The sequence below is a fragment of the Sphingomonas sp. FUKUSWIS1 genome (genome assembly GCF_000733135.1).
Classification (GTDB): domain Bacteria; phylum Pseudomonadota; class Alphaproteobacteria; order Sphingomonadales; family Sphingomonadaceae; genus Sphingomonas; species Sphingomonas aerolata.
In genome coordinates, this window is record NZ_JPJC01000006.1 from 18,827 (window position 1) to 42,688 (window position 23,862).

At 67.3% G+C, this 23,862-nt stretch carries 20 protein-coding genes; 6 read left to right on the forward strand and 14 right to left on the reverse strand.

The features are described 5' to 3' along the window. Positions 1–11: 11 nt before the first annotated feature. From recJ to sphsw_RS00390, 5 genes are all read right to left on the reverse strand, one after another. Entirely contained in the window at positions 12–1,769 is a 1,758-nt protein-coding gene (recJ, locus tag sphsw_RS00370) for a single-stranded-DNA-specific exonuclease RecJ (protein WP_031438876.1), read from the reverse strand. 82 nt (positions 1,770–1,851) lie between these two features. Beyond that, positions 1,852–2,535: a prolyl hydroxylase family protein gene (locus tag sphsw_RS00375; protein ID WP_031438877.1), complete on the reverse strand. Its 684-nt coding sequence runs from the start codon at positions 2,533–2,535 to the stop codon at positions 1,852–1,854. Positions 2,536–2,625: 90 nt separating this feature from the next. Further along, positions 2,626–3,525, reverse strand: coding sequence for an RcnB family protein (locus tag sphsw_RS00380; RefSeq protein WP_031438878.1), 900 nt, complete (start codon positions 3,523–3,525; stop codon positions 2,626–2,628). Positions 3,526–3,649: 124 nt separating this feature from the next. Further along, the gene (locus sphsw_RS00385; RefSeq protein WP_031438879.1) at positions 3,650–4,195 is read right to left on the reverse strand and encodes a (2Fe-2S)-binding protein; all 546 of its coding nucleotides are present in this window, start codon (positions 4,193–4,195) and stop codon (positions 3,650–3,652) included. A 40-nt stretch (positions 4,196–4,235) separates the two neighbouring features. Beyond that, positions 4,236–4,997: a class II aldolase/adducin family protein gene (locus sphsw_RS00390; protein ID WP_031438880.1), complete on the reverse strand. Its 762-nt coding sequence runs from the start codon at positions 4,995–4,997 to the stop codon at positions 4,236–4,238. Positions 4,998–5,168: 171 nt separating this feature from the next. Here sphsw_RS00390 and sphsw_RS00395 point away from each other — a divergent pair, with 171 nt between their 5' ends. Beyond that, the gene (locus sphsw_RS00395) at positions 5,169–6,476 is read left to right on the forward strand and encodes a sugar MFS transporter (RefSeq protein ID WP_031438881.1); all 1,308 of its coding nucleotides are present in this window, start codon (positions 5,169–5,171) and stop codon (positions 6,474–6,476) included. 79 nt (positions 6,477–6,555) lie between these two features. Here the strand turns inward: sphsw_RS00395 and sphsw_RS00400 are convergent, their stop codons facing one another. The 4 genes from sphsw_RS00400 to sphsw_RS00415 all read right to left on the reverse strand — a co-directional run bounded on the left by sphsw_RS00400 (position 6,556) and on the right by sphsw_RS00415 (position 9,612). After that, positions 6,556–7,701, reverse strand: coding sequence for a CaiB/BaiF CoA transferase family protein (locus tag sphsw_RS00400; RefSeq protein WP_031438882.1), 1,146 nt, complete (start codon positions 7,699–7,701; stop codon positions 6,556–6,558). A 136-nt stretch (positions 7,702–7,837) separates the two neighbouring features. Continuing rightward, on the reverse strand, positions 7,838–9,034 hold the full coding sequence (locus sphsw_RS00405) for an acyl-CoA dehydrogenase (RefSeq protein ID WP_031438883.1): 1,197 nt from the start codon (positions 9,032–9,034) through the stop codon (positions 7,838–7,840). A 66-nt stretch (positions 9,035–9,100) separates the two neighbouring features. Next, a complete protein-coding gene (locus tag sphsw_RS00410; protein WP_414712102.1) occupies positions 9,101–9,427 on the reverse strand; it encodes a hypothetical protein in 327 nt (108 codons plus the stop codon). Continuing rightward, complete coding sequence (locus tag sphsw_RS00415; protein WP_031438885.1) at positions 9,424–9,612, reverse strand: hypothetical protein; 189 nt, start codon at positions 9,610–9,612, stop codon at positions 9,424–9,426. Before sphsw_RS00415 ends, sphsw_RS00410 begins: the two co-directional genes overlap by 4 nt. 89 nt (positions 9,613–9,701) lie before the next feature. On the opposite strand from sphsw_RS00415, the gene sphsw_RS00420 reads away from it, so the two are divergent. Continuing rightward, complete coding sequence (locus sphsw_RS00420; protein WP_031438886.1) at positions 9,702–10,334, forward strand: S24 family peptidase; 633 nt, start codon at positions 9,702–9,704, stop codon at positions 10,332–10,334. Here the strand turns inward: sphsw_RS00420 and sphsw_RS20035 are convergent. Continuing rightward, positions 10,331–10,498, reverse strand: coding sequence for a hypothetical protein (locus sphsw_RS20035; protein ID WP_199848933.1), 168 nt, complete (start codon positions 10,496–10,498; stop codon positions 10,331–10,333). The genes sphsw_RS00420 and sphsw_RS20035 overlap by 4 nt on opposite strands. A 173-nt stretch (positions 10,499–10,671) precedes the next feature. Here sphsw_RS20035 and sphsw_RS00430 point away from each other — a divergent pair, with 173 nt between their 5' ends. The 3 genes from sphsw_RS00430 (at position 10,672) to sphsw_RS00440 (ending at position 18,675) form a co-directional block, all read left to right on the forward strand. After that, positions 10,672–12,654 carry an autotransporter assembly complex protein TamA gene (locus sphsw_RS00430; protein WP_031438887.1) on the forward strand — a complete coding sequence of 661 codons (1,983 nt, stop codon included), beginning with the start codon at positions 10,672–10,674 and terminating at the stop codon, positions 12,652–12,654. After that, positions 12,651–16,814, forward strand: a complete 4,164-nt coding sequence (locus sphsw_RS00435) for a translocation/assembly module TamB domain-containing protein (protein ID WP_200873996.1) — start codon at positions 12,651–12,653, stop codon at positions 16,812–16,814. Before sphsw_RS00430 ends, sphsw_RS00435 begins: the two co-directional genes overlap by 4 nt. 85 nt (positions 16,815–16,899) lie before the next feature. Next, positions 16,900–18,675 carry an SLC13 family permease gene (locus tag sphsw_RS00440; RefSeq protein WP_031438889.1) on the forward strand — a complete coding sequence of 592 codons (1,776 nt, stop codon included), beginning with the start codon at positions 16,900–16,902 and terminating at the stop codon, positions 18,673–18,675. A 34-nt stretch (positions 18,676–18,709) separates the two neighbouring features. Here the strand turns inward: sphsw_RS00440 and sphsw_RS00445 are convergent, their stop codons facing one another. After that, complete coding sequence (locus tag sphsw_RS00445; RefSeq protein ID WP_031438890.1) at positions 18,710–20,134, reverse strand: aldehyde dehydrogenase family protein; 1,425 nt, start codon at positions 20,132–20,134, stop codon at positions 18,710–18,712. 104 nt (positions 20,135–20,238) lie between these two features. Between sphsw_RS00445 and sphsw_RS00450 the strand changes: the two genes are divergently transcribed. Further along, positions 20,239–21,204 (forward strand): quinone oxidoreductase family protein, encoded by a 966-nt coding sequence (locus sphsw_RS00450; RefSeq protein ID WP_031438891.1) that lies wholly within the window; start codon positions 20,239–20,241, stop codon positions 21,202–21,204. A gap of 273 nt (positions 21,205–21,477) precedes the next feature. Here sphsw_RS00450 and glnA read toward each other — a convergent pair whose 3' ends face one another. From glnA to sphsw_RS00465, 3 genes are all read right to left on the reverse strand, one after another. Further along, a complete protein-coding gene (gene glnA, locus sphsw_RS00455; protein WP_031394506.1) occupies positions 21,478–22,890 on the reverse strand; it encodes a type I glutamate--ammonia ligase in 1,413 nt (470 codons plus the stop codon). A 120-nt stretch (positions 22,891–23,010) separates the two neighbouring features. Continuing rightward, positions 23,011–23,349, reverse strand: a complete 339-nt coding sequence (locus tag sphsw_RS00460) for a P-II family nitrogen regulator (RefSeq protein WP_031394505.1) — start codon at positions 23,347–23,349, stop codon at positions 23,011–23,013. Positions 23,350–23,505: 156 nt separating this feature from the next. Continuing rightward, the gene (locus sphsw_RS00465; protein WP_031438892.1) at positions 23,506–23,841 is read right to left on the reverse strand and encodes an arsenate reductase family protein; all 336 of its coding nucleotides are present in this window, start codon (positions 23,839–23,841) and stop codon (positions 23,506–23,508) included. Between the last annotated feature and the right edge of the window lie 21 nt (positions 23,842–23,862).

Consider the following 23,862-nt stretch of genomic DNA (forward strand, 5'->3'; position numbering starts at 1 on the left):
CCGTCAACCCTTCAATCGGCCCAAGCGGCATCTTCGACGTGCAATTCTGCTGCGGGGCGCGATGCCCAGTCGTCGATCTTGGCGCGACCGGCGAGCCAGAGCTTGCGGTGCGGGGCCGCGCCGAGCAGCGCCTGACCGAGCGGCGTCTCGGCGGCGCGGAACGCCATCGCCTTGACGCTGCGGCCGTCGTCGCCCGCGACGATCGTGCGGACATGGCCATTGCCCACCACATCCGCCTTGATCACGCGGACCGGCCCCATCGCGACGCGCGGTGCGGGCCAGCCCATCCCATAAGGTCCCCCTGCGTCCATCGACTCGACCAGCGCAGGATTGACCCCGCCCGCGGCCAGGACCGCATCGAGCAAAAGCGCACGGCCGTCATTGGACTGCGAGACCGCTGCGGCGAGCCGGTCCTCGAGGAAGTCGGCGAAAGCCGGGATCGCCGCTTCGGCAATCGTCAGTCCGGCCGCCATCGCGTGGCCGCCCCCTGAAACGAGCAGGCCCTGCTCACGCGCCGCCATCACCGCCGCGCCGAGGTCCACGCCCGGGATCGACCGGCCCGATCCCTTGCCGATGCCGTGTTCGTCGATCGCGATGACGATCGCGGGCCGACCGAGCTTTTCCTTCAGCCGGCCTGCGACGATGCCGATGACGCCGGGATGCCAGCCCTGTCCGGCGACGACCGAGACGCTGCGCTCGCGGCTGGCGAGCAGGTCGGCGGCCTCCTGCACCGCGGTCTCGATCGCGCGGCGTTCCTCGTTGAGACGGTCGAGCTCCTCGGCGATCCCGCGCGCCTCGTCGGGGTCCTGCGTGGTCAGCAGGCGGACGCCGAGATCGGCGCGGCCGATGCGCCCGCCGGCGTTGATCCGCGGGCCGAGCGCGAAGCCGAGATCGGTGCAGGTCGGGTTGCGCGTCAGTCGCGACGCCGCGATCAACGCCGCGACGCCGATGTTGCGGCGCGCGCCCATGACCTTCAGCCCCTGTGCGACGAACGCACGGTTGAGCCCGCGCAACTGCGCGACGTCGGCGACCGTGCCGAGCGCGACGATGTCGAGCAGGTCGATGAGCTTGGGCTCGGCGCGGTTCTCAAAGAAGCCACGCGTGCGCAGCGTGCGGACGAGCGCGGCGGCGGCGAGGAAGCACATGCCGACCGCAGCGAGATGGCCGTGTGCGGCGCCCTCATCCTCGTCGAGCCGGTTGGGATTGACGAGTGCCAATGCGTGCGGGAGCGCAGTCGAGCATTTGTGGTGATCGATCACGATCACATCGACCTTCGCATCGCGCGCGGCATCGAGCGCGTCGAACGCCTGCGCGCCGCAGTCGACGGTGACGATCAGCGAGGCGCCTTCGCCCGCGAGCCGGACCATGGCCTCGCCCGACGGGCCATAGCCTTCGAGCAGGCGGTCGGGGATATAGGCGCGCGCCTCGATCCCCAGATCGCGCAGCACGAGGATCATCAGCGCGGCGGAAGTCGCGCCGTCGACGTCGTAATCGCCGAAGATCGCGACCTGTTCGCCCGCCTGCACCGCATCGGCGAGCCGATCGGCTGCGCGGTCCATGTCGCGGAAGATCGACGGGTCGGGCATGAACGCGCGGATCGACGGCGTGCGGTGCGCGTCGAGCGCCTCGCGCGGGCAGCCGCGTGCGAGAAGGAGCTGGGTCACCAGATCGTCGCCGCCAAACCCGTCGCGCGCGTCTGCGGCGAGCGAGCGCCAGCGCCAGCGCCAGGGCTGGCCGAGGATCGAGGAGGTTACGCCGAGAACTGTCATGCGCCGGAGGTAGTGGCTGCGGGGGGATTGTCGAGCGGGTTCACCGACGCGGCCAGGCCACCCTCCCCCGGCGGGGGGGGCGTCACTTGATCCAGGGGCGTTCGCGAAACCATTTCGTGACGATGTATTTGACGCCCTCAACCACCGGCATGCCTTCGTGGAGCGTCAGGCCATTGGGGCTGCCGTCGGGGCTCATGTTGTTCCACGCGAGCAGCAGCCCGCGCTTGGGCGCGACCTTGACGCCCGCCTGCGGGAACCACGTGGCGCCACCCTCGGGCACGTCGTTCAGATAGACCATCGCGGTCCAGGTGCGCTGGCCGCCCTGTTCCTGCATCTTGTCCCAATAGCTTTCGCTCGCATGGAAATAATCGTGATGCGCGCGAAATTGCTGGCCGGGGGCGTAACGCTGCCCCTGCATCGTTTCGCCATGCGGCAGGTCAATGCCGAGCAGCGCGGCGATCGCCTCGTCGGTGGGTTGCACATCGGGGGACCAGCGATCCATGTCGCAGCTCTCCGACGTGCGGAAACTGCTGTTCGGGCGGTCGGACAGCAGCGTCGACGGTCGCCGCTTCGAATCAATCAGCGCGATGAGCGCGCGACAGGTTGCGGCGTCGAGGAAATTGGCGTGGTGATAGAATTGCACGCCGTCGATCGCGATCCGCTGGACCTTCGGATTGGCGTCGAGCCGCGCGGCGACGCTGGCGCCCGCCGCCTGCCGCGTCGGCGCCATCGGATCCTGCGGCTTGGCTTTGGTGAATAAACCCATGGATCCGAATTTGCGCAGCCGTCCGCGAAACGCAAGGGGGCGAACGCGTGCGGCACGACGGGCGCGGTCGCTCGTCGTGCCGCGATGCGCCTACCAGAAGATGTCGTAGACCGTGTCGACGACCCGCCCGCTGTCGAGATCGACGAGCAACGCGTCGTTGTAATAGCGGACCCAGCGATACGGCCCATAGGCCTCGGGCAGGCGATAGGTGTAGGGATCCTGGATCCAGTAATTCTGGTTGTACAGGATGCTGTTCAGCGAAAAGCCGATGCCGAAGCGGCGATAGCCCGAGCCCCATCCGTTCGGCGCATAATAGCGCGGCAGGCGGTAGGCGCCGCGGTTGCTCGCGCGATAGTCGCTCCAGCCATAGCGATTGTCGCTGCGCCAGCCGCGGTTCCATGCGCCGCGCTGGCCATATCCGCCGCGGCCATAGCCCTGGACGGTGCCGTAGCCGCCAAAATGCTGGCCGCTGCGATAGCCGCCGCGGTCCCGATCGCCGTCACGGCCGCGCCAGTCGTCGCGTCCACGCCCATCCGGGCGGCCGCGGAGGTCGTCGCGCCCGCGTGGAACGTCACGATAGCCGCGGTCCTCGCCTGGGCGGCCGTCAAAGCGCGCGCGATCGGGCTGACCGCGGCGGTCGTTTCGGACGTCCTGGCGGGCGGCATCGCGCTGCGCATTGCCGCGGACCCAGTTCTCGCGAACCTGGTCGGCCTGCCGGTCCGACCCCACACGTGCATTCCAGTCCTGGCGGGGCGCGTCCGGGCGGCCGTTACGCCCATAGCCACCGTCACCGCGTGCCTGGCCCTGCACGACCGTGCCCTGGTCCGCACGTTGCGGACGATCGCCCCGATCGCCCCGATCGCCGCGATCGCTCCAATCACCGCGCATCTCGCCATTCCCCGGCGCCTCGGCACCGAACCGCTGCGCCTGTGCGGCAACCGGCACCAGTGCGGATGCCACGAGCAAGATCTTCAGGAAACTCCGCGTCATTGCCGTCGTCCTCGACTGCCGGCGCACGAGCCGGCTCCTATGGTGCACCCCTTCTAGCCTTACGGGCGTGAGGCGACGCTGAATGGCTTGGTCAGCGATCCGACAGGATTCGTGCGCGTGCGGCTTAGCGCGCGGGCGGCGGGACGAGCGCGGGAACGAGCCGTGCGGAATCCGCCGGGTCGATCCCGGGGCGCGGGCCAGCGGGCAGGACCTCCTCACCCCGGGTCGCGCGGCCCGCGCGCTGGATCGCCTCGACGACGCGCGGATAGACGCCGCAGCGGCACAGATTGGTGATCTGTTCGCGGATCAGCGCTTCGCTCGGGTTTGCATCGCGTTTCAGCAGCGCGGCGGCGGCCATGATCATGCCGGGGATGCAGAAGCCGCATTGCGGCACCGCTTCGGCGATGAAGGCGAGCTGCAGCGGGTGGTTGCGTTCGTGCGACAGCCCCTCGATCGTGGTGACGTAGCGCCCCTCGATCGACCCGATCGGCACACGGCAGCTGCGCACCGCACGACCGTCGATATCGACCGTGCAGGCGCCGCAATGGCCGGTGCCGCAGCCATATTTGGTCCCCGTCAGGTTCGACGCGTCGCGCAGCGCCCAGAGCAGCGGCGTCGCGGGATCGAGCCGATATTCGATCGCCTGGTTGTTGACGGTGAAGCGGGTCATCCCCGCGCGCTAGCCGATCCCCTGGGCGGAGGGGAGGGGGCTATTGCCGCCAGCTCGTGTCACGCTTGTCAACCAGCCGAACCATCGCCTCGAAATCCGCCTTGCCCGCGCCACCGGGCAGCGAGACCTTGCCGAGATCGCGCTGGTGGACCTTGACGACATCGTCGGGGATCAGGATCGGCGTGCCCATCGACGCCGTCGCGACCTGGATCTCGCAGGCGCGCTGCAGCGACCAGTGCTTGATGAACGCCTCGGGCAGCGTCCGGCCCATGACCAGGATGCCGTGATTGCGCAGCAGCATCACGCGCTTGTCGCCGAGATGCTCGATCAGCCGTTCGCCCTCTTCCGACCGGACGGTGACGCCCTCGAAATCATGATAGGCGATCTGGCCGATGAAGTTGCACGCATAGAAATTGGTCGGCTGAAGCCCGCCCTCGACCGCGCTGACCGCCATGCCCGCGGTGGTGTGCGTGTGCATGATGCAATGCGCGTCGGGCAGGTGCTTGTGGAACAGCGCGTGCTGCGTGAAGCCCGCGAGATTGACCGGATAGGGGTTCTGGTCGAGCTTGTTGCCGTCGATGTCGATCTTGACGAGGCTCGACGCAGTCACCTCGCTGAAATGCAGCCCGAACGGGTTGATCAGGAACGCGCCGTCCTCGCCGGGGATCTTCAACGTGATGTGGTTGTAGATCATCTCGGACCAGCCGAGCATGTCGAAGACCCGGTAGCAGGCGGCAAGCTGTTGGCGGGCCTCCCATTCCGCGGGTGAAACCGTCGAATTGCGCAGCGCTGCGGTCGCCATCTCATGCTCTCCCTTGTCGCGTTTGCAAACGGCATACCCGATGCCCGAAAGCGCGGCAATCGACGGGTGCCACGCCGCGGCCGGACGCGAACGCGCCTCTAACCATTGCCACGCGCGGTCGCCCCGGCTTATGCCGCCGCCCAACAAGACCGCGAGAGGGCGCAATTTATCATGCATGTCGACACCCATCACACCGCCGCCGCGGGAGGCGCCGCCGCAGAGGGCGATGCCAATCACGGTTACGACGCCCCCGACCTGCGCGTCTTCGTCTTCGCCCTGTTCTTCATCTTCGGTGGCATCACCTCGCTGAACGACATCATCATTCCGAAGATGAAGGAGCTGTTCACGCTCGACCATGCGACCGCGATGCTGGTCCAGTCGGCCTTCTTCCTCGCCTATGCGCTGTTCTCGATTCCTGCCGCGGCGATCGTGCGCAAGGCCGGTTATATGCGCACCGCCTCGATCGGGCTGGTGACGATGACCGTCGGGTGCCTGTTGTTCATCCCGGCGGCGGGCAAGGCCAGCTTCGAGATGTTCCTGTTCGCGCTTTTCGTGCTGGGCGCGGGCATCACGGTCGTTCAGGTCGTCGCCAACCCGCTGATCTCGGCGCTCGGCGCGCCGAAATCGGCATCGAGCCGGCTGACCTTCGCGCAGGCGTTCAACTCGCTCGGCACGACGATCTTCCCTTATGTCGGTTCCGCGGTCATCCTTGGTGGTCTCGCGACGGTGGATTCCTCGACGCTGACCGGCGCCGCGCTTGACGCCTACCGGACCGAATCGTCGCGGACCGTCGTGCACACCTATATCGGCCTCGCGATCGCGCTGCTGATCGTCGCCGCCGTCGTCTGGACGCGGCGGAACCGGCTGAACGAGGAGCAGGAGCAGACGGGCAGCATCCTCCACGCCTTCACGCTGCTCAAGCGCCCGCGCTTCGCGATGGGGACGGCGTGCATCTTCCTTTATGTCGGCGCCGAGGTCGCGGTCGGCTCGCTGATCGTCAACTACCTGATGCAGCCGAGCGTGATGGGCCTGAGCGATGTCGCTGCCGGTCAGCACGTGCCCTTCTACTGGGGCGGCGCGCTGATCGGGCGGTTCATCGGGGCCTATGTCCTCAACAAGGTGTCGCCAGGCAAGGTTCTGGCCGGTGTCGCGACCGGGACGCTGGCGCTGATCCTGATCTCGGCGAATACCGAGGGTGCCGTGTCGGGTTGGGCCTTGCTGTCGATCGGGCTCATGAATTCGGTGATGTTCCCGACGATCTTCGCCTTGGCATCTGAAGGCCTTGGCAAGCGTGCGGCCGAGGGGTCGGGCGTGATCGCCACGGCGATCGTCGGCGGCGCGATCATTCCCTATTTCACGGGCGTGCTCGCGGACTCGTCGGGCAGCCTGCACTTCGCGTTGCTGCTCCCGGCGATCTGCTACGCGCTGATCCTTGCGTACGGGGTGTATGCGCGCAAGCCGGTGACGGCCGTCGCCTAATCCCCGTCGTCATCCTGGGCTAGACCCAGGATCCAGAGCCACGACCGCTACCGTCCGTGGCTCTGGATCCTGACTTTCGTCAGGATGACGGGTGTTTTGGTAGCATTGGTGCCGCGCGCCCGGTCGCGAGATCGGCATCCGAGAAGCGGATCGGCGTGCGGAGACCCGGGACGGTCGATCCATCCGGACGCACGACGTCGATCGCCATGCCGCGCGCGATCACCTGTGGATCGTCGAATGCCTGCGCGACGGTGTTGATCGGCCCGGCGGGGACACCGACCGCCTCCAGCCGCGCGAGCAGCTCGAGTTTAGGCACCAGCGAGGTCGCCGCCTCGATCCCTGCAAACAAGATGTCCTTGAAGGCGAGCCGCCCGGCATTGGTCGCGAACCGCGGATCGTCGCGCATTTCAGGTAAGCCCATCGCATCGCAGAACCGCCGGAACTGCCCGTCATTGCCGACCGCGAGGATGAACCACCCGTCGCTGGTCGGGAATACGGCATAGGGGCATACGTTCATGTGGGCGTTGCCGACCCGCGTCGGCGAGACGCCGCTCGCGAACCAGTTCATCGCCTGATTGGCGAGGACGCCGGTCATCGTGTCGAGCAGCGCCATGTCGATCTGCTGCCCCCGACCGGTCCGCTCGCGCATCGCGAGCGCCGCCTGGATCGCGATCACCGAATACAGCCCGGTCATGATGTCGGCGAACGCGACCCCGATCTTCTGCGGCGCCCCATCGGGCTCGCCGGTGAGATCCATGATCCCGCTCATGCCCTGGACGATGAAGTCATAGCCCGCGCGCGGTGCGTAGGGTCCGTCCTGTCCGAAGCCGGTGATCGAGCAATAGACGAGCCGCGGATTGATTGCGGCGAGCGTCGAATAGTCGAGCCCGTATCTGGCAAGCCCGCCGACCTTGAAATTCTCGATCACGACATCGGCGTCGGCGATCAGCGCACGAACCGCAGCCTGTCCCTCGGGCGTCGTGAAGTCCGCGACGACCGAGCGCTTGCCGCGGTTGGCGGCGTGGAAATAGGCCGCGTCGCGGGTGCCGTCGGGGTTGTCGATGAACGGCGGGCCCCAGGTCCGGGTGTCGTCGCCGGCGGGGCTCTCGACCTTGGTGACGTCGGCACCGAGATCGGCGAGCACCTGGCCAGCCCAGGGGCCGGCGAGGATGCGGGCGAGTTCGACGACCTTTAGGCCGGCGAGGGGTGTAGGTTTGCCTTCCACGATTAAATCACCACCCCGGCGGAGGCCGGGGCCCAGTTGGAAAGGTTGTAGTAACGACACGCAGCATCAGCCAAGGCGCGTTCCCCAACTGGGCCCCGGCCTTCGCCGGGGTGGCAAGCAAGCACGTGGCCTATCACTAGAACGCTGCAATACCCGTGATCGCGCGGCCGAGGATCAGCGCGTGGACGTCGTGTGCGCCCTCATAGGTGTTGACCGTCTCGAGGTTCATCATGTGACGCATTACCTGATATTCCCCCGAAATGCCGTTGCCGCCGTGCATGTCCCGACTCATCCGCGCGATGTCGAGCGCCTTGCCGACATTGTTGCGCTTGACGATCGAGACCATCTCGGGCGCGAACCGCCCCTCGTCCATCAGCCGCCCGACGCGCAGTGACGCCTGGAGCCCGAGCGCGATCTCGGTCTCCATGTCGGCGAGCTTCTTCTGATAGAGCTGCCGCCCGGCGAGCGGGGTGCCGAACTGGTTGCGATCGAGGCCATATTGCCGCGCGGCGTGGAAGCAGAATTCGGCGGCACCGAGCGCACCCCACGAGATCCCGTAGCGCGCGCGGTTGAGACAGCCGAACGGCCCCTTCAGCCCCTGGACGTCGGGGAGCAACGCGTCCTCGCCGACCTCGACCTCGTCCATCAGGATCATGCCGGTGATCGACGCCCGCAGCGACAGCTTGCCCTCGATCTTGGGCGTCTCGAGCCCCTTCATCCCGCGTTCCAGGATGAAGCCGCGGATGCCACCGCCATGCTCGTCGGACTTGGCCCAGACCACGAACACGTCGGCGATCGGCGAGTTGGAGATCCAGGTCTTGGCGCCCGAGATGACATAGCCGTTCGCGGTCTTCTTCGCGCGCGTCGTCATGCCGCCGGGGTCCGACCCCGCATCGGGCTCGGTCAGTCCGAAGCAACCAATGAACTCGCCAGTCGCGAGCTTCGGCAGATATTTGCGCTTCTGTGCTTCGGAACCGAACGCATTGATCGGGTACATCACCAGGCTCGACTGGACCGACATCATCGAGCGATAACCCGAGTCGATCCGCTCGACCTCGCGCGCGACTAGGCCGTACGCGACATAGGAGGCGCCGACGCCGCCATATTCCTCTGGGATAGTCGGTCCGAGCAGGCCGAGATCACCCATCTCGCGGAAAATCGCGGGATCGGTATGTTCGTGCTGGAACGCGTCGATGATCCGCGGCGCGAGCTTGTCCTCGGCATAGGCGCGCGCGGTATCGCGGATCATGCGTTCGTCTTCGCTCAGCTGGTCGTCGAGCAGGAACGGATCCGCCCATTCGAACTTGCCCATTCCGGCGCCGGTGCCTGCCATCGTCATCTCCTTCATTGGCCGCCGACTTCGTGTTTCCAAGGCCGAAAGTCCAGCCCCAAGGCATGGCTATGCGTCGATCAGCGTCAACGCCGCGATGGTGACACGCAGCCGCGACCCGACCAGCTCCACTGCGTCGATCGCGAGATCGGCGAGGATGTGCCCCCGCAGCGGCAGCTCGGCATCGGGCAGGGCGGCAAGCCAGGATCGAAAACCGGGTATGGGATCCGCCAGGATGACCAGATGATGTTGCTCGCCCGAGAAGGTCGCGCTCGCCCATGGGCGCGAAACCGTCTCGATCAGCTCGAATGACGTGCCCGATGCTGCGGCACTGGCGTGAAGTGCGCGGATCAACCGCGTCGCGACATCGGGGCCGCGCAGGGGGTCCATCATCACGACCGGCCGCGCCCGGACGTGTTCGCGATGAACGCCTCGATCCGCGCGACCAGTCCCGCGCGTGGCTGGCGACCGCGTCTGAGATCCGCGACGAGCCGGGAATCATTCACCGCACGCCGTCCGAAGGTGGCCGCCCCCATGTCGGTCTGCCGCAGATATCGGTTGATCTTGACCAGTACGGACATCGTTTGCTCCTCGTGATTCCCGTCTCCGTTCACGATCTGTTCCCTGAAATCCAACTTGTCTAGGATTTTTCCTGCGCTATGGTCTCGCCATGTCCGATCCCGATCCCCGAGCAGCGCTGGCACGGCTTGCGGCTGCGCGCGGGGACAGTATGGCGGCCCTGTCGGCGATGCTGGGACGCAACGCGGCCTATCTGCAGCAGTATGTGAAGCGCGGGTCGCCACGACGGTTGGCGGAGGACGATCGCCGGCTGCTCGCTCAGTATCTCGGCGTCGAGGATCATGTGCTCGGCGGGAGCGGAACGAAGGGCAGCGAAAGGCGAACCGGGTTTCGGATCGCCCGCCTGGCGGTGCAGGCGTCGGCCGGGCCGGGCGCGCTGGTCGATGACGAGGTGCTGCTGGGCACCGACGTGATCGACCCCGCGCTGGCGCGGCGGCTCGGGCTGCGCGACGGGCAGGCGGCGATCATCCGGGTCCGGGGAACATCGATGGAGCCCGGCCTGCAGGATGGCGATCACATCATCGTCGATATGGCGACCACGGTGCCGGGCGCGCGCGGACGGCTTCACGTCATCCGGGTCGATGGCCTGACGATGGTCAAGCGGGTCGCGTTGCGCGATGGGACGCTCGCCGTGTCGAGCGACAATCCTGCCGCGCCGCCTGTACCCGACGGCCCGGTCGACATTGTCGGCCGCGTCGTCTGGCAGATGCGCGAACCCGCCTAGCGGCGGTCACGGATCCAGACGAGGAGCGCTGCGGCGACGCCGATCGCGGTGCCGATCAGGAGACCGGGCGTGGCCTGGCCGATCGCAAATCCGACCCCCGCGCCGCCAAGAATGCCCATCGCGATCAGGAAGCCGCCGGCGGCGGTCGGACGTTTGTCAGCCATGTCCCGCACCTGCCACGTCGCGCGCGCGGACGCCAGTGCCCGCCGTCGGCGCGGACGATGCACCGCGCAACGCGCTGATTGTCCGGCAGAGTATTTCGATGTCATGACGAAACGTGGCGAAAATGCGTCACGAACGACTGTTGCGGGGGGCCAAGCCCGGCTAGGAGGCGAGCATGGTGTATCGCTTCGGGTGGGTCGGGATCGGTACGGCCACCGCCGTCCTTGTCGTGCCGATGCTGACGGCGCCCCCCCGCGCCGCCGCCCAGACACGCGTGTCCACGCCGCAGGAGGGCGCTGCGGCCGCGGACGCGCCGGTGTCGCTCGATCCCATGTCCCCGCTCGCGCCGCTGCCGGATATCGGCGTCGCCTGGCCCGATCTTGCCGCCGCCACCGATGATCCAGTCACCGTCGCGACCAACACCGATGCGACGACCGAGACGCGCTATTCGTGGCGGCTGGAAGGGATCGACTCGGTTGGAAACGCGCTGCTGAAACAGCGGTTTGACCAGCTCTCGACGCTCAACGCGAACGACGGCGAGGTTGCCAATGCCGCGCAGCTCGATCGCCGTGCGCGCGAGGACGGCGACCTGCTCAACAGCCTTTTGCGCGCCGAGGGCTATTATGACGCGCGCGTCACCACCCGGGTCGAGCCCGGGCAGAAGCCGCTGGTGATCGTCTCGGCCGATCCGGGCACGCGCTACACCTTCACGGGCGTGACGATCGATGGTCTGGCGGCGGCGGGGGACAAGGCGCCCGCGCTGGCCCAGGCCTTCGGCATCAAGCCTGCCGACCCGGTCAACTCGGATGCGATCGTCGCGGGCGAGGCCAAGCTGACGACTCAGATCGGGCGCGAGGGCTTTCCGTTCGCCAAGGTCGGCGATCCGGCGATCGTGGTGGACCATGCGACGCGCACCGCGACGCTCGACCTGTCGATCGTCCCGGGCGGCCAGAAGCGCTTTGGCCGGATCGTCGCGCTGCCCGGCAACCGCGTGTTCGATGCGGAGCATGTGCAGGAGATCGCGCGGTTCACGCCCGGTCAGCCCTATGATGCGGGCGAGCTGGACGATCTGCGCCGGGCGCTCGTCCAGACCAGCCTGGTGTCGTCGGTCGAGGTCAGGCCGATCCCGGGCAGCACCGCCGACAGCGTCGATATCGGTGTGAAGCTCGACCGCGCGCCGCCGCGCACGGTCGCGGGCGAGCTTGGGTATGGCACGGGCGAGGGCGCACGCGCCGAGGTCAGCTGGACGCATCGCAACCTGTTTCCGCCCGAGGGCGCGCTCACGCTGCGCAGCGTTATCGGGACGCAGGAGCAGCTCGGCGCGATCGTCTATCGCCGCAACAACTTTCATGCGCGCGACCGCGTGCTGACCGCGCAGGTCTCCGCGGTGCATATCAACCGCGATGCGTATGAGGCCAAGACCTTCACGCTGGCCGGCAGCATCGAACGCCAGACGAACATCTTCTTCCAGAAGACCTGGACCTGGTCGCTCGGCGCGGAGCTGATCGCGTCGGACGAACGCGACGTGATCGTGTCGACCGGCGATCCTCGACGCCGGACCTTCTTCATCGGCGCGCTGCCGACCACGCTGAATTATGACGGATCGGACGACCTGCTCAACCCGACGCGCGGGTTCCGGCTCGGCGGGCGGCTGAGCCCGGAGGCATCGTTCCAGGGATCGGTGTTCGGCTATGCGCGGACGCAGATCGACGCGAGCGTGTACCGGACGGTCAGCGACGGGATCGTGCTGGCGGGGCGGACCCGGCTCGGCACGATCGTCGGCGCGCCGCGCGATCAGGTGGCACCGTCGCGGCGTTTCTATGCCGGCGGCGGCGCGTCGATACGCGGCTATGGCTATCAGTCGATCGGTCCGCGCGATCCGAACAACGACCCGATCGGCGGCCGCAGCCTGACCGAATTCTCGATCGAGGCGCGGATCAAGGCGTTCGGCAATTTCGGGGTCGTGCCGTTCCTCGATGCGGGCAACATCTACACGTCGCCGCTGCCCAAATTCACCGGCCTGCAATATGGCACGGGGATCGGGGTGCGCTATTATTCGAACTTCGGCCCGATCCGATTCGATGTCGGGACGCCGATCAACCCGCAACCGGGCGACAGCCGGATCGCGGTCTATGTATCGCTGGGACAGGCGTTTTGACCGACGCCGCGACCGAGACGACAGAGCCGGGCCGGCCTGTGCCACGGCGCCGCTGGTGGCGCTGGCTTGCGGCGGCGTTCCTTGCCCTGGTGGCGATCCTCGGCGCCGCGCTGCTGATCGTCGATACCGATATCGGCCACCGCTATGTCGCCAATCGGGTCGGCGCGATCCGCGCGGCCAACGGGCTGCGCTTCACGATCGGGCGGATCGACGGGTCTCTCTATGGTGATACGCGGCTGACTGATCTGCGCGTCTATGATCTCGACGGGCTCGTGTTCCAGGCGCCGCGCGTCGAACTCGACTGGTCGCCCATCCGCTGGTTTTCGAACCGGCTCGAGATCCGCCGGCTCGCGATCGATCGCGCGACGCTGTTCCACGTCCCGCGCACGCGACCGTCGAAGAGGCGCACGCCGATCCTCCCCGATTTCGACATCCGGATCGGGCGGCTCACGGTCGGACGCCTGCTGCTCGACACGCGCGTGCTCGGCACCGCACGCGTCGCGCGGCTCGACGGCCGTGCCGATATCCGCTCGGGACGCGCGCTCGTCGACGTGAACGCGCTGGTCGCGGGCAGCGACCGGCTCAAGCTGCGGATCGATGCGGAGCCAGCGCGAGACCGGTTCGATCTGGACGTAGCGGCGCGCGGGGCGGCGAACGGGGTGCTCGCCCGGATGATCGGCGCCCGGAGCAACGTCGCGCTCGTCGTCACCGGTGACGGCCGCTGGGCACGCTGGACGGGCCGCGCACAGGGTATTGTCGGCACGGCACGCGCGGTCGATCTCGCGCTTTCACAGGCAAGCGGACGCTATACGCTGTCGGGAACGCTCGCCCCCTCGGGGCTGCTCAGCGGACGGCTCGCAGCGCTCACGACGCCGCGGGTGCTGGTCAATGGCGCCGCGACGTTCGTCGAACGCCGGCTCGACGGGCGGCTGTCGCTGCGGTCGCCGGCGCTCTCGCTCGACACGACGGGTATCGTCGATCTCGGCGCGAACGCGTTTCGTGATCTTCGCGTGAAGGCGCGGCTGCTGCGGCCGACGGCGCTGATCGGGACGATGGGGGGCAGCGGCATCGAACTGCGCGCCATTCTCGACGGTGCCTTCGCGACCGCAAGCTTCGACTACCGCCTCGACGCGGCACGACTGACCTTCGACAAGACCGGCTTCGATCGCGTGCGGATCGCCGGCAAGGGGCGTCTGTCGGCGGCGCCGGTCACCGTCCCGATCCGCGTCACCGCCGCCCGCGTGACCGGGGTCGGCGATGTCGCCGGGGGGATCCTGCGCAACCTGTCGGTCGATGGGCGGCTGCGGATCACGCCTGCGCTGTTGACCGGTGACGACCTCGTGCTGCGCTCCGACAAGCTTAACGGACGGATCGGCATCCGGGTCGATCTGCGCACCGGACGGTTCGACGTCGGGGTGAATGGCCGGCTCGGTCGCTATCTGATCCCGGGGCTGGGAATCGTCGACGTCACGTCGACGCTGCGCGTCGTTCCGGGGCCGAACGGCAAGGGGACGCGCGTGATTGGGCAGGGCGCGGCACAGGTGCTGCGTCTCGACAACGCCTTCTTCCGCAGTCTCGCAGGCGGTCTGCCGCGGCTCACCGCCAATCTCGAACGGACGACGGACGGAGTCCTGCATTTCAACAATCTCGTCCTCGTCGCGCCGCAGATCCGGTTGAGCGGCAACGGCTACAGACGGCGCGACGGCAGTTTCCGGTTCGAGGGCGGTGGCCGTCAGCAAAACTACGGGCCGGTCACGCTGACGCTGGACGGCAGGATCGAGCGGCCGACGCTCGACCTCGTCCTCGCCAGCCCCAGTCCGGCGCTGGGGCTGACCAACGTGCGGGCGCATCTCGATCCGACCGCGCAGGGCTATGCCTTTGCCGCTGCGGGTGGCTCGCGGCTTGGCCCCTTTACCGCGGCCGGAACGCTGCTCCTGCCGCGCGGCGCGGGTGCCACGATCGCGATCGCCGCGCTGAACGTCAGCGGGACCCGCGCGACGGGGACGCTCGCGATCGTCGATGGCGGCTTCAACGGGCGGCTCGCGGTGGCGGGCGGCGGTCTTTCGGGTGAACTGCTCTTCCGGCCGGTGGGCGAGAATCAGCGCGTCGAGGCGCATGTCGATGCGCGCGCGGGAACGCTTGCCGGCTGGACGTTGCGGCGTGGCCATATGGACCTCGTCACGATTCTCGACCCCGCGGGCACCTCGATCGAGGCGACCGCGACCGGCGCAGGCTTGCAACGCGGCGCGCTCAGCATCGGGCGGCTGGCGGGCAGCGCGTCGCTGCGCGGCGGGGTGGGGCAGATCAAGGCGTCGATTGCCGGGTCGCGCGGACGCGCATTTGATATCGAGAGCGTGACCGACGTGACCGCCGACAGTTATCGCATCGCCGCGCAAGGGACGCTCGACCGGCGACCGCTCCGACTGTTGAGCCCGGCGATCGTGACCCGCGACGGCGATGGCTGGCGCCTCGCACCGACGCGGCTGAGCTTCTCGGGGGGCGAGGCGCAGATCGGCGGACGCTTCACCGGTTCGACCAGCGCGATCGATGCGAGCATGACGCGGATGCCGCTGGCCATCCTCGATATCGGCTATCCGGGACTCGGTCTTGGCGGTCTGGCATCGGGTACGTTCAGTGTCGCGACGAGCGGCGGCAACCCGCCGACGGGCAAGGCGGACGTGACGATCCGTGGCCTCAGCCGTGCGGGGCTCGTGCTGTCGTCGCGGCCGATCGATGTCGGGGTCGCGGCGCTTCTGTCGCCCGACAAGCTCGGCGTGCGTGCGGTGATCGCCTCGGGTGGCAAGACAATCGGGCGCGCACAGGCGCAGCTCGCACCGCTCGGTGAGGGCGACCTCGCCACGCGGATCGCACGCGCGCGGCTGTTCGGACAGCTTCGCTACAGCGGGCCCGCGGACACGCTGTGGCGGCTGACGGGGGTCGAGCTGTTCGACCTGTCGGGACCGGTGGCGATCGGGGCGGACGTCGTCGGTACGCTCGAAGCGCCGGTAATCCGCGGTGTCGTCCGTGCGACCAACGCTCGCATCGAAAGCGGGACGACGGGCACGATTCTGTCGAACGTCCAGGCCAGCGGCCGGTTCGGCGGCTCGCGTCTGGTGATCGACCGTTTCGCCGCGGACGCGGGCAAGGGCGGCCGGGTGACGGGGGTTGGCCAGTTTGATTTCGCGGCCAGGAACGGGCTCGGCATCGACCTGCGGCTTCAGGCTGCAAGCGCGGTGATGATCAATCGCGACGATATCGGCGCGACCGTGACGGGGCCGCTGACGTTCACATCGGACGGGATAGGCGGCGTGATCGCGGGCGACGTGGTGATGAACAAGAGTCGCTATCGGCTAGGCCAGGCGACTGCGGCGAGCGCGGTGCCGCAGCTCAACATCCGGGAGATCAACCTGCCCGAGGGCGGCGAGGAAAAGGCCGCGCCGACGCGCCCCTGGACGCTGGCGATCAAGGCCCGCGCACCGAACCAGGTCATGGTCAGCGGGCTGGGGCTGACGAGCGAATGGTCCGCCAATCTCCAGATCGCCGGTGAGCCGCAGAATCCCGCGATCACGGGCCGTGCGACGCTGATCCGTGGCGATTACGAATTTGCCGGGCGCGAATTCGAACTGGCGCGCGGCGTCATCCGGTTCGATGGCGGCGTCCCCGCCAATCCCGCGCTCGACATCGAGGCGAATGCGGACTCGACCGGGCTCAACGCCTCGATCCGCGTCACGGGCTATGCGCTCAAGCCCGAGATCGGGTTCACCAGCACGCCTGCGCTGCCGCAGGACGAGCTGCTCTCGCGCCTGCTGTTCGGGACGTCGATCACCAACCTGTCCGCGCCCGAGGCCCTGCAACTCGCGGCGGCGGTGGCGGCGTTGCAGGACGGCGGCAACGGTATCAACCCGATCAACGCGGTGCGGCGTGCGGCGGGTCTCGACCGGCTGCGCATCCTGCCTGCCGATCCGCAGACGGGGCAGGGCACCTCGATCGCCGCGGGCAAATATGTGACGCGGCGGCTCTATGCGGAGATCGTCACCGACGGCCAGGGCTATAGCGCGACGCAGGTCGAGTTCCAGGTCACTCGCTGGCTGTCGCTGCTGTCGAGCATCTCCACGCTTGGCAGGCAGAGTGCGAACGTCCGCATTTCGAAGGACTATTGAACCGGCGGCAAACGCCGGAGGACCCCTTGTCGTGGGAACCAGCGCTTTCGGCCATGGTTGATCGGCAGTCACATATCGAGGCCAGATGACCCTTCCCCAATCCCTTTCGATCGCCACGCTCATCGGCATGATGATGCTCTTCATCTGGGGACGGTTTCGCTATGACGTCACCGCGATCCTGGCCCTGCTCGCGAGCATTGCGCTGGGGATTGTCAGCCCGAAGGATGCCTTCAAGGGCTTTTCCGACGACATCGTCATCATCGTCGGTTCGGCGCTCGTCATCTCGGCGGCGGTCCAGCGCTCGGGGGTGATCGAACTCGCGCTGGCGAAGCTTGCAAAGCGGGTCACGCGGGTACGATCGCAGCTCGTCGTGCTGACGGCGTCGGTGGGGTTCTCGTCCGCGCTCGTCAAGAATATCGGCGCGCTGGCGATGCTGATGCCTGCCGCGTTCCAGATGGCGAAGAAGAACAACACCTCGCCATCGGTGTTCCTGATGCCGATGGCGACCGCGTCGCTGCTCGGCGGTCTCATCACGCTTGTCGGTACCTCGCCCAACATCATCGTCAGCCGCGTCCGCGAGCAGATGACCGGGCAGCCGTTCGGGATGTTCGATTATACCCCGGTCGGGCTCGGGCTGACGGTGATGGGGCTGATCTATCTGCGCTTCGCCTATCGCCTGCTGCCGCGCGACCGGCGGGCTGCGCCAACGATGGGCGAAGCGCTCGATATCAAAGGATATATCACCGAAGCCGCAATCCCCGAGACGTCCCCCGCGGTCGACGAGTCGGTCGAGGATTTTCTCGCACGGCACGACGGCGAGGTGTCGATCACGCGGATCCTGCGCGCGGGCATGCGCAGCGCGCCGAACGAGCATACGCACCTGAGGGCGGGCGACGTACTGATCCTCGGCGGCGAACCCGATGCGCTCGAACGCGTAATCGCGCGCGACCGGCTGAAGCTCGAAGGCGAGGACCGCGAAAAGGCGGATCAGGCGGACGACGATGAAGTCGGCGTGATCGAGGCGGTCGTCAGTGTCGGTTCGCCGCTGGCGGGCCGGACCGCGGCGCGGCTTGCGCTGCAGGCGCGGTTCGGGGTCAATCTGATCGCCATCTCGCGACAGGGCGAGCATCTGTCGCGCAGACTGGCGAATATCGAGCTACGCGCGGGCGACGTGCTGGTGCTGCAGGGGCCGCTCGAACAACTGCCCGGCAAGCTGCGCGATCTGGGTTGCCTGCCGCTGGCACAGCGCGAGATGCGGCTTGGCGTCTCGAAGCGCAGCTGGCTGCCGATCGGGATCCTCGGCGTCGCGATGGGGGCAACGGCGATGGGGTTCGTGCCCGTGGCGGTGGCCTTCTTCGCGGCGGCGGGTCTGATCATGGCGACCGGCGTGCTGCCGGTGCGCGAGGCCTATGACCATGTCGAATGGCCGATCCTGATCATGCTTGGAGCGTTGATCCCGGTCAGCGACTCGCTTCGCACCACCGGCGCGTCGGACGTCATCGCGACCTGGCTGTCCGCGACCGCATCGACGCTGCCGCCCTGGGGGGCGGTCGCGCTGATCCTGGCGGCAGCGATGGCGGTGACGCCGTTCCTGAACAATGCCGCGACCGTGCTGGTGATGGCGCCGATCGCCGCGACGTTTGCGGGCGATCTGGGCTATCGGCCCGAGGCGTTTCTGATGGCGACCGCGGTCGGCGCGGGGTGCGACTTCCTCACGCCGATCGGCCATCAGTGCAACACGCTGGTGATGGGGCCGGGCGGCTACAAGTTCAGCGATTACGCCCGGCTCGGCGCGCCACTGTCGCTGCTGGTGCTGCTGGTCGGCACGCCGCTGATCGTTGCTGTCTGGCCGATGCACTGAGCCCCCTCCCGCAGGGGAGGGGGCGTCGGCGGCATCAGCCGGGCAGGCCCACCACCGTCTTCACTTCCATGAAGTCGGTCAGCCCGTAGCGGCCATTCTCGCGGCCATTGCCCGATTGCTTGTAGCCGCCGAACGGCGCGCCGATGTCGGGGCTCCACGAATTGATCGTAACCAGCCCCGCACGCAGCTTTGGCGCGACTTTGGCGGCGGCGGCGGGGTCACCCGAGATCGTCGCGGACAGCCCGTATTCGGTCGCGTTGGCGATGCGAATACCCTCGTCCTGGTTTGCATAGGCGGTGATTGTCGCGACCGGGCCGAACGTCTCCTCCTGCGCGATCCGCATGTCGGGGCGGACATCGGTGAACAAGGTCGGCTGGATGTAATAGCCCGCGTTGCGCCCGTCGGGACGCCCCACGCCGCCGGTGACCAGCGTCGCACCCTCGTCGATTGCCGACTGGATCAGCCCCTGGATCTTGTCGAACTGCGCCTTGTTGACGACGGGGCCGATATGCTGGCCCATTTCGGCAGGGTCGCCGACCTTGGTCTGCTCCATCATCGACTTCACGATCGCGGTGGCTTCGGCGACTTGGCTGGCATGGACCAGCAGCCGGGTCGGCGCGATGCAGCTCTGTCCCGAATTGGCGAGCACGCCCGCCACCGTCGGCGGCAGGACTTTGGAAAGGTCCGCCCCCTCGAGCACGAGGTTGGCCGCCTTGCCGCCCAACTCCTGATGAACGCGCTTGACGGTCGGAGCGGCGGCCTGCGCGACTGCGATGCCCGCGCGGGTCGACCCGGTGAAGCTGACCATGTCGACGTCGCGGTGGCTCGACAGCGCCGCGCCGACGCCGGGGCCGTCGCCGTTGACGAGGTTGAACACTCCCGCCGGGACGCCCGCGGCATCCATGATCTCGGCGAGGATGATTGCGCAGGAGGGCGCCTCCTCGGACGGCTTCAGGATCATCGTGTCGCCCGCCGCCAGCGCTGGCGCGACCTTGGCGCAGATCTGGTTGAGCGGCCAGTTCCACGGCGTGATCATCGCGACGACGCCGAGCGGTTCGTGCACGACGGTCGCCTTGCCGATGACTTCGGAGAATTCGAACGCCGCCAGCGCCTTGGCGGTCGCGGAGAAATGCGCGAGGCCGGTCGGCGCCTGTGCCACCGATGCGAGCGCCATCGGCGCGCCCATTTCCTGCGACATCGCCTTGGCCAGATCGGGCATGCGTGCCTTGTACTCGGTCATGATTCGGCCGAGCACGTCGAGCCGCTCCTGCACGCTCGTCTGGCTCCAGCTTTCGAACGCGGCGCGGGCGGCGGCGACCGCCTTGTCGACATCGGCCGCGGTGCCGAGCGTGATCTCGGTACAGGGCTGTTCGGTCGAGGGGTCGATGACCTGGTGGATTCGGCCGCCGTCGCTGTCGACCCAGGCGCCGTCGATATACTGCTTCAGATAGCTCTTCATCATGCCTCTCCGCATCGTGTTTTGCAGAGGAATGGGCGTCGGGCGGATCGGTTGCAACCCGAAACGCGGAGCCTAGTTAGGGTCATGACCAACAGGAGACGGGCATGGCACGCGTAGCGACAATCAGGACGACCGGTGGCCCCGAGGTGATCCAGTGGGACGACGTCGACCTGCCCGCGCCGGGCAAGGGCGAGGTGTGGATGCGCAACACCGCGGTCGGGCTGAACTATATCGACACCTATCACCGCAGCGGCGTCTATCCGGTAGCATTGCCCTCCGGGCTCGGCAGCGAGGCGGTCGGCGTGGTGATGGCGGTGGGCGAGGGGGTCACGGGCTTTGCCTCGGGCGACCGCGTCGGCACCTTCGGCCCGACTCGCGGGGCCTACGCCACCGAGCGCAACGTGCCCGCGGGTGAGCTCTTCCATTTGCCTGACATGCTCGACGACCGCACCGCCGCGGCGATCCTGCTTAAGGGCTGCACCGCGGAGTTCCTCATCGAACGCTGCGCGCGCGTCGAGGCGGGGCAGACGGTGCTCGTCCATGCCGCCGCGGGCGGGGTTGGGCATATCCTGGTCGGCTGGCTGAAGGCGATCGGCGCGACCGTGATCGCGAGCGTCGGCAGCGAGGCAAAGGCCGAGCGGACGCGCAAGGCGGGGGCCGATCACGTCATTCTCCACCGGTCCGAGGACATCGCCGCGCGGGTGCGCGAGATCACCGGCGGGAAGGGCGTGCCCGTGGCGCTCGACGGCGTCGGCGGCGCAACTTGGCAGGCGTCACTCGACAGTGCGGCCAAGCGGGGTCTTATCGTCAGCTTCGGCAATGCAGGCGGCGTGGTCGATGGCGTCAATCTCGGCGTGCTCGCGGCCAAGGGATCACTGTTCGTGACGCGCCCGACGCTGTTCGATTATGCCGAGCACCGGCAGGCGATGGTCGACCGGGTCTTCGCGATGCTCGCGCAGGGCGCGTTCAAGCCGGAGATCGGCCAGACCTTCGCGCTGGAGGATGCGGCGGATGCGCACCGGGCGCTCGAGGCAGGGGAGACGTTCGGGAGTAGCGTGCTGCTGGCCTGAGCGCGCCGCAGCCATGTTCTCCCGCGAAGGCGGGAGGCCAGACTGGGTCCCCGCCTTCGCGGGGACACATGGGCATAGAGCAGAACCTAATTTGATCTTCCCGTGCAGGGCAAAAATCGCGGGATGCTCGAACGAAGAAAGGGCGCCCGGATTGCTCCGGACGCCCTTTTTCTGTCAGCGCCGTGGCGAAGCCACGTCGTCGGTCGTCGCCATAGGCGACGCCGGCCGACAGCGGCTGTGCGCTTTCGCGCACCGCCGTGCGGCCCGCACGGCTCAGCCGCTGTAGTACATGTCATACTCGACCGGGCTCGGCGTCATTTCCCAACGCGCGACTTCGGCACGCTTGATCTCGACATAGCTCTCGATCTGATCCTTCGAGAACACGTCGCCCTTGAGCAGGAAGTCGTGATCGGCGAGCAGGCAGTCGAGCGCCTCGCGGAGCGAACCCGCGACGGTCGGAACCTGGGCGAGTTCTGCGGGCGGCAGGTCGTACAGGTTCTTGTCCATCGCTTCGCCCGGATGGATCTTGTTCAGGATGCCGTCCATGCCCGCCATCATCAGCGCCGCATAAGCGAGATACGGGTTGGCGAGCGCATCGGGGAAGCGCACTTCGACGCGCTTCGCCTTGGGGCCGGTGCCGTACGGAATGCGGCACGAGGCCGAGCGGTTGCGCGCCGAATAGGCAAGCAGCACGGGCGCTTCGTAGCCGGGGACGAGGCGCTTGTAGCTGTTGGTCGTCGGGTTGGTGAACGCATTGACCGCCTTGGCATGCTTGATGATGCCGCCGATGAAATACAGGCACATGTCAGACAGGCCCGCATAGCCGTTACCGGCGAACAGCGGGGTCTTGCCATCCCAGATCGAGAAGTGCGTGTGCATCCCCGAGCCGTTATCTTCCTTGATCGGCTTGGGCATGAACGTCGCCGTCTTGCCGTATGCGTGCGCGACCTGGTGGACGACGTACTTGTAGATCTGCATGCGATCCGCGGTCTGCGTCAGCGTGCCGAAGGTCAGGCCCAGCTCATGCTGTGCGGCCGCGACCTCGTGGTGATGCTTGTCGCAAGGAAGGCCCATCTCGATCATCGTCGAGACCATCTCGCCGCGGATGTCGACGGCGCTGTCGACCGGCGCGACCGGGAAATAGCCACCCTTGGCGCGCGGACGGTGGCCGAGATTGCCGCCCTCATATTCGCGGCCCGAATTGCCCGGCAGCTCGATGTCGTCGATCTTGTAATAGCTGGTCGAATAGCTGTTCTCGAACCGGACGTCGTCGAACATGAAGAATTCGGCCTCGGGGCCGACATAGACGGTATCGCCGACGCCGGTCGTCAGCAGATACGCCTCGGCGCGCTTGGCGGTCGAGCGTGGATCGCGGGCGTAGAGCTCGCCGGTCGACGGATCGGCGATGTCGCAGATCAGGATCATCATCGGCGTCGCTGAGAACGGATCGACATAGACCGCGTCGAGATCGGGCTTGAGCGTCATGTCGCTCTCGTTGATCGCCTTCCAGCCCTCGATCGACGAGCCGTCGAACATCAGGCCGTCGGTCAGCTCGTCTTCACCGATCAGGCTGGCGACCATCGTCAGATGCTGCCACTTTCCCTTGGGATCGGTGAAGCGCAGATCGACCCACTCGATCTCCTGGTCCTTGATCATCTTCAGGACGTCGTTGGCCGAATTTGCCATGATGCTAAGCCCTCTTTGCTCGATAGGTCGGCAGATATGCCGGAAATGATAGTGCGGCGCAGCGCGCTAATTCCACAGATTGTTGCGCCGCGTCAAATGAAGTCGGTGTCAGTAAAGCCGTTAAATCGCGTCGTCGTCGCGCTCGCCGGTGCGGATACGCAGCGCGCTTTCGACGGGAATGACGAAGATCTTGCCGTCGCCGATCCGGCCGGTCTGCGCGGCTGCGGCGATCGCCTCGACGACGCGTTGTGCCAGACCATCCGCGACGACGACCTCGAGTTTCACCTTGGGCAGGAAGTCGACGACATATTCGGCGCCACGATACAGTTCGGTATGGCCCTTCTGCCGGCCAAAGCCCTTGGCCTCGGTCACGGTGATGCCGCTTACGCCGATCTCGTGCAGCGCTTCCTTCACCTCATCAAGCTTGAACGGCTTGATGATGGCCTCGATCTTTTTCACAGGTACGCCCCCGATTGTCGTTGAAACCAACGCCCTACAGGGCGCCTTGCACCAAACGTGCCAGTTGTCGCCACCTCGGGCAACGACCGATTCACCCGTAAACCCTGCTCGAAAATACAGCATCCGGAAGGGATGTGCACGATGCGGGGGCAGCGATCACAGAATTTCGTGCAGCCGCGCGATGGGCCGTCCGAGGCGTACGCCCTTGTCGGTCTCGACCAGCGGGCGCTCGATCAGCAGCGGATCGATCATCATCGCGTCGAGGATCGCTTCGGCGTCGCCGTGCTTGACCGCCTTCGCGCCGTCTTCGGCCATGCGCAGGCCCTGGCGCGGCGTCATGCCCGCGCTGTCGTAGAGACGGACGAGTTCGGCGCGCGACGGGGGAGTCTTCAGATATTCGATGATTGTGACGTCCGCACCGACCTCTTGCAACAGCGCGAGCGCCTCGCGAGACTTGGAGCATTTCGGATTGTGGTAGATCGTCGCCTTCACGAATGCTCCGTCGTCATTGGA

What these genes read in the sequence shown, in the direction of transcription:
- sphsw_RS00380 (WP_031438878.1), bottom strand. Translation starts at nt 3,525, where the DNA reads ATGACGCGGAGTTTCCTGAAGATCTTGCTCGTGGCATCCGCACTGGTG.
- sphsw_RS00445 (WP_031438890.1), bottom strand. Translation starts at nt 20,134, where the DNA reads ATGAAGAGCTATCTGAAGCAGTATATCGACGGCGCCTGGGTCGACAGC.
- sphsw_RS00375 (WP_031438877.1), bottom strand. Translation starts at nt 2,535, where the DNA reads ATGGGTTTATTCACCAAAGCCAAGCCGCAGGATCCGATGGCGCCGACG.
- sphsw_RS00430 (WP_031438887.1), top strand. Translation starts at nt 10,672, where the DNA reads ATGGTGTATCGCTTCGGGTGGGTCGGGATCGGTACGGCCACCGCCGTC.
- glnA (WP_031394506.1), bottom strand. Translation starts at nt 22,890, where the DNA reads ATGGCAAATTCGGCCAACGACGTCCTGAAGATGATCAAGGACCAGGAG.
- sphsw_RS00440 (WP_031438889.1), top strand. Translation starts at nt 16,900, where the DNA reads ATGACCCTTCCCCAATCCCTTTCGATCGCCACGCTCATCGGCATGATG.
- sphsw_RS00415 (WP_031438885.1), bottom strand. Translation starts at nt 9,612, where the DNA reads ATGTCCGTACTGGTCAAGATCAACCGATATCTGCGGCAGACCGACATG.
- sphsw_RS00395 (WP_031438881.1), top strand. Translation starts at nt 5,169, where the DNA reads ATGCATGTCGACACCCATCACACCGCCGCCGCGGGAGGCGCCGCCGCA.
- sphsw_RS20035 (WP_199848933.1), bottom strand. Translation starts at nt 10,498, where the DNA reads ATGGCTGACAAACGTCCGACCGCCGCCGGCGGCTTCCTGATCGCGATG.
- sphsw_RS00390 (WP_031438880.1), bottom strand. Translation starts at nt 4,997, where the DNA reads ATGGCGACCGCAGCGCTGCGCAATTCGACGGTTTCACCCGCGGAATGG.
- sphsw_RS00405 (WP_031438883.1), bottom strand. Translation starts at nt 9,034, where the DNA reads ATGGCAGGCACCGGCGCCGGAATGGGCAAGTTCGAATGGGCGGATCCG.
- recJ (WP_031438876.1), bottom strand. Translation starts at nt 1,769, where the DNA reads ATGACAGTTCTCGGCGTAACCTCCTCGATCCTCGGCCAGCCCTGGCGC.
- sphsw_RS00450 (WP_031438891.1), top strand. Translation starts at nt 20,239, where the DNA reads ATGGCACGCGTAGCGACAATCAGGACGACCGGTGGCCCCGAGGTGATC.
- sphsw_RS00385 (WP_031438879.1), bottom strand. Translation starts at nt 4,195, where the DNA reads ATGACCCGCTTCACCGTCAACAACCAGGCGATCGAATATCGGCTCGAT.
- sphsw_RS00420 (WP_031438886.1), top strand. Translation starts at nt 9,702, where the DNA reads ATGTCCGATCCCGATCCCCGAGCAGCGCTGGCACGGCTTGCGGCTGCG.